We start from the raw sequence: 4,214 nt of genomic DNA, 5'->3' as shown, positions 1-4,214 counted from the left end.
GGACTTGGACAACTCGATGTTTGATGTTGATGCACAGTCTACTGCTTGCTGTCTGACAGGAAACTAGGGGCTGAAACATGAAGGTTTCAGGAGCGTGCCGTATGGTTTCGGCTTTGCATCTTCGTATCAGTAATAAGCTCCTACAAGTCGGGACCCCCAGCCACGACCTTGATGTCAAGGAGCGGCCAACTCTGGAGCAACTATTTCCAACCCTATGAGTTTCAGCTTAACGCGGACCGCTGTGCGGTGACGCGACCGGGCCTCCAACTCGAAGCGCTCGGCCATCGATGGAAATGTGGTGACGCTTGGTGCAGTGACCAACGCCTCGCGGATTGTCAGCTACATGGTCATTCGGGTGCTGCGATACGACGACGTGGCAATCGTGGACCTGCAGGTCGAGGACCTGGAGCTGTGTGGATGAAACCTGCGGCAATCCACCGCCGGTTTCTGAACAGTGGGCGGTGTAAGTAGTCCATTCATTCTACTGAAGCTGCTGATGCTCCCTCCATCTGGATAGCGAGTTCCGGAAGGCGATTCCAGCCTCGTCTCCTCTGGAGAGGAGATTGTTCCTGCTGTTCAAGTACTGCTCGCATTCATCTAATTGCACTTCGCTGCGTCTTCCGGTCGATGATTCGACCTCGTGTTTATCAAAGTACACTCTCCAAAGGAACTGGTCGAGACACTCCCACTTGAGCTGTGCTTGGACCGCTGCTTCCATGAACTGCTCCAAGAAGTCTGCTCTCTGCATTTGAGATAGCAGGTGGGCGGAAGCAGGATTAGACCCAAGCAACCCCTTCATGACATGATATGTTTCAACAACACATGAGAAGGTCAGACCTTGCAACAGGAGGGAGTCGATGGGCGACCGCTTTCGTAGGTTGCTATCATATGACAGCATACCGGATAGCATTGCTGCGAGAAGAGTACGCCCCAAGGAGTACAGAAGGGTTGTCTGAGCATCAAGGAGATCTCCAGCTGAGGTCAGTGCATCAATCAGTATTACGCAGGCGAATGGAGCAGTGATAATCGTCATATAGACTGAGAACCTCCGGCGAAACGTCCGGAGCAATACCCGATGTACTGAATACAACGGAGAGGGCTCGGGTCTACGGAACGCCACACTTTGCATCGCGTGCAAGAGGACGGCCCCCAATACTGACAGTGCGAAGAGTCTTGAATCATCGAACATGCATCATCCTCTCGCGATTGGTTCATCACGCATGGCAATCCCCAGCCATATGACCAGATAAACAATGTACATGATTATTGCCCAGACCTCGATGACTGAAAGCAGTAAGTTGTAACCTGCACGCATCTTAAGCCAATGTGGATCGAGCGCCAGAATGACAGCCACGAATGCCAAGAACACTGGACTGGTGATGAGCAAATAGGCGAGCCTGAAACTCGTGAGGCCGTAGACGACTGTGGGACCTCCTACCAGAAGTACATACAGCACGAATACTGCAATGAAGTTCTCCCATGCGTCTTGATATCCCTCATTGTAGCACCAGTTCAATAGTCCAAGATACCCTATGAACAGAGTTGTCCAGAGGAGGATTCCCCCAACAAGCACAGGGAAACTGAAGGACCCATACCTTAGCATGTCCAACCCCTTCTCCAAGAGATATGCCGTGATCACGAGACCAGAGAACACAAGCAAATCGAACAATCTCCATACATTCGCGTACATCAACTGTATCGCTTCGTCCGATTGGTCTTGTATGGAGAGAACCGTGATACTCATTCTCTCCACCTTGGTCGAGCCTATGAAATCAACAGTCACGAGAATGTCGAAGAGTGATCCGTAGTACTCCCCAATCAGACTGATGAACAACACCGGCCAGAAGCATACAAGATTCCAGACGGCTTCTATTGCACCTAGTATCGCATCTCCAATCGCCTCCACTGATAGGACTTGCTCACCACAGCCATTGTCCGACAGTCCGGTCTTTGTGCCGTCGCATTCAACTCCTACTGCCTCCTCATCCGGCGGAGGCGCTGGCACCCACTGCGGCGTCCCTCTCAGGTCCACCACCAGCTCCATGTCCTGCACCCGCAGGTCCACCATCGCCACATCGTCGTACCTGAGCACCCTGATGACCAAGTAGCTCACAATCCGCGAGGCGTTGGTCACTGCACCCAGCGTCACCACATCTCCGTCGATGGCCGAGCATATCGAGTTGGAGGCACGGTTGTACCACAGCGCACCCATCCTGTCAAAGCTGCCCGAGAGAGGACGAAGGATACTACCTGAAGGCAAGACAGCTCGGGATGAGGGCCGCTCGGATCGCATACGTGCACGGGCAGCTCATCCTATTGTTCAGCCTCGTCCAATTCACAATCAACGGTCACTCAAGCCACTTGTAACCCCGACTTCGATGGATGATCTCTGTGACACGGACCTCATCACCAACCACGAAGTAGATTGCCCTGTAATCGCCAATCCGCACCCGAAAGAGTGGTGGGTGGTCAGTTGTCAAGAGTCGTCTGATATCAGTTCCAGACCGCCTGTGGAACGGGTCAGTTCCCAGACTCCGTAAGACCTCTCTGACTCGTGCGGCCTGTCCCGGTTCCAGCAGGTTCAGCTGTGTCACTGCGGTCTTGGAGAGCAGGACCTTGTACTCAGCCAAGAGGCGTGAACTCCTCTTCCATGAGAATCCGCCTCTGCCTGTTGGCAAACTCGACCTGCTCAGCTATCTCCAACAGACGCCGAATCAGGTCGTCATAGGTCTCTCCCTTCTTACCGTATCGCTTCAGAAGATCCCGAGTTTCCTTCGTCAGGGGGATTGTTGTGGTCTCGCCCATTCCCATCATGATTAATGGTATCGATATTTGCTTATAATCACATTGACCGGGACGGCCCTGTATAGAGACTTAGAATCCTGAGGAGATTCGGACTGCCTACGACAGTACTCTGAGAGTGCACAGAAACAACCCGCCATTTAGAGACTCGAAAAAAGAACGTAGGCAATCCCGTGGGGGGAGCATCACATTCGCCGAGGGTCTTTCTCTGTTTCAGCACCCAAGAAACACTTCGGACCCGACATCGATGTTGACATCTTGGTCGAGTTCGAACCGGACCACACTCCGGGTTCCTTCAGGATTGTGAGAGTGGAGAAGGAACTGAGTCATCTGTTGGATCTGAAGGTCGTGTGACACCAGTTCTCAAACAATGCTCTCAGCCCGAGCACACAGAAGATGCAGGCGGCGTCTATCTCATATCCACCATCAGCTCGATGTCCTGCATATGCATGTGCACCATCGCCACATCGTCGTATCGGGGCACCCTGATGACCACGTAGCTCTCGATAAGCTTGGTCATAGACGGCAGCGTGGTGACGTTGGGCGCGGCAACCAACGCGTCACACAGATGCGGGTTGTCCAGTGGTTGCCTCTTTCAGACCTCCTTCGAATGGAGTTCAATCCACCTGGCCAGTTCCTTGACACCTATCTCTCCTTTGACAGTCCTCAGGACGACTCTCTCTGCGTCTTCTGCCTGAGCAGAGAGCCGGAAGCCGTTGACCAGAAGGAACACCTTGGCGGCGGTCCATGCGGTACGCTTGTTCCCGTCCACAAAGGGGTGTCTTGTCACTATGGCATGAAGCAGCGTTGCGGCTTTGAGCCACAGCGAGGAGCTGGTCTCTCTGCCGAAGACTGCCATCATCGGGAGCGCCACGCAGTTCTCCAGCGCTTCTTCTGACAGAATAACACCCTCTCCTCCAAACGCATCAATCAGTCGTCCATGAATCACGACTATCTCATCGAAGGTCAGATACCTCAAATCTGTACGACTCCGAGGAGATTGTCTACTGTGCCAGTCGTTTCAGGAGTTCCGCATCTTCAGCAATGACTTCTTCAAGTGCCCTCTGAAACGTACTGTCGAAGTCCCTGCCTCGGGCTCTGACGCCACACAACCTGAGTATCGTGTCTTCAAGCTCTTCCTCCGGGAGCTTTATCTTCATTAGCAGTTGATAGACCTCCTCGGAAACTGCAATCGTCTTCATAGTCATGGTGTCAGACCTGTGCTCCATACCGACTCTGGCTGATATAAGGATGCACCTCAGCGTCTTATCCGCACATGATTGATGTGTCCTAGACTAGCGCCACTTTCGTAGAGGGCAAGGAACTCATCGAGCTCCTCCAGATCCTCTTAGATGATCTTACGAAGCAGGCCCTTGGGCAGTGTTCTTTCTCGATGCACAGGCACGGTTGTC

6 protein-coding genes are annotated in these 4,214 nt (G+C 53.0%); all 6 read right to left on the bottom strand.

The features are described 5' to 3' along the window. Nucleotides 1-481: 481 nt before the first annotated feature. Complete coding sequence (locus tag HXY34_12325) at nt 482-1,033, bottom strand: hypothetical protein (protein NWF96919.1); 552 nt, start codon at nt 1,031-1,033, stop codon at nt 482-484. Between the two features lie 159 nt (nt 1,034-1,192). Further along, complete coding sequence (locus HXY34_12320) at nt 1,193-2,260, bottom strand: hypothetical protein (GenBank protein NWF96918.1); 1,068 nt, start codon at nt 2,258-2,260, stop codon at nt 1,193-1,195. An 88-nt stretch (nt 2,261-2,348) separates the two neighbouring features. Continuing rightward, entirely contained in the window at nt 2,349-2,630 is a 282-nt protein-coding gene (locus HXY34_12315; protein ID NWF96917.1) for a type II toxin-antitoxin system RelE/ParE family toxin, read from the bottom strand. Then, a complete protein-coding gene (locus tag HXY34_12310; protein NWF96916.1) occupies nt 2,623-2,805 on the bottom strand; it encodes a hypothetical protein in 183 nt (60 codons plus the stop codon). The genes HXY34_12315 and HXY34_12310 overlap by 8 nt, the downstream gene beginning before the upstream one ends. A gap of 592 nt (nt 2,806-3,397) precedes the next feature. After that, nucleotides 3,398-3,781, bottom strand: coding sequence for a type II toxin-antitoxin system death-on-curing family toxin (locus HXY34_12305; protein NWF96915.1), 384 nt, complete (start codon nt 3,779-3,781; stop codon nt 3,398-3,400). 25 nt (nt 3,782-3,806) lie between these two features. Next, a complete protein-coding gene (locus HXY34_12300; GenBank protein ID NWF96914.1) occupies nt 3,807-4,010 on the bottom strand; it encodes a hypothetical protein in 204 nt (67 codons plus the stop codon). Between the last annotated feature and the right edge of the window lie 204 nt (nt 4,011-4,214).

This window comes from Candidatus Thorarchaeota archaeon (genome assembly GCA_013388835.1).
Classification (GTDB): Archaea; Asgardarchaeota; Thorarchaeia; order Thorarchaeales; family Thorarchaeaceae; genus JACAEL01.
Note: the sequence above shows the minus strand (reverse complement) of the source record. Positions and strands in the feature narration are given on the sequence as shown.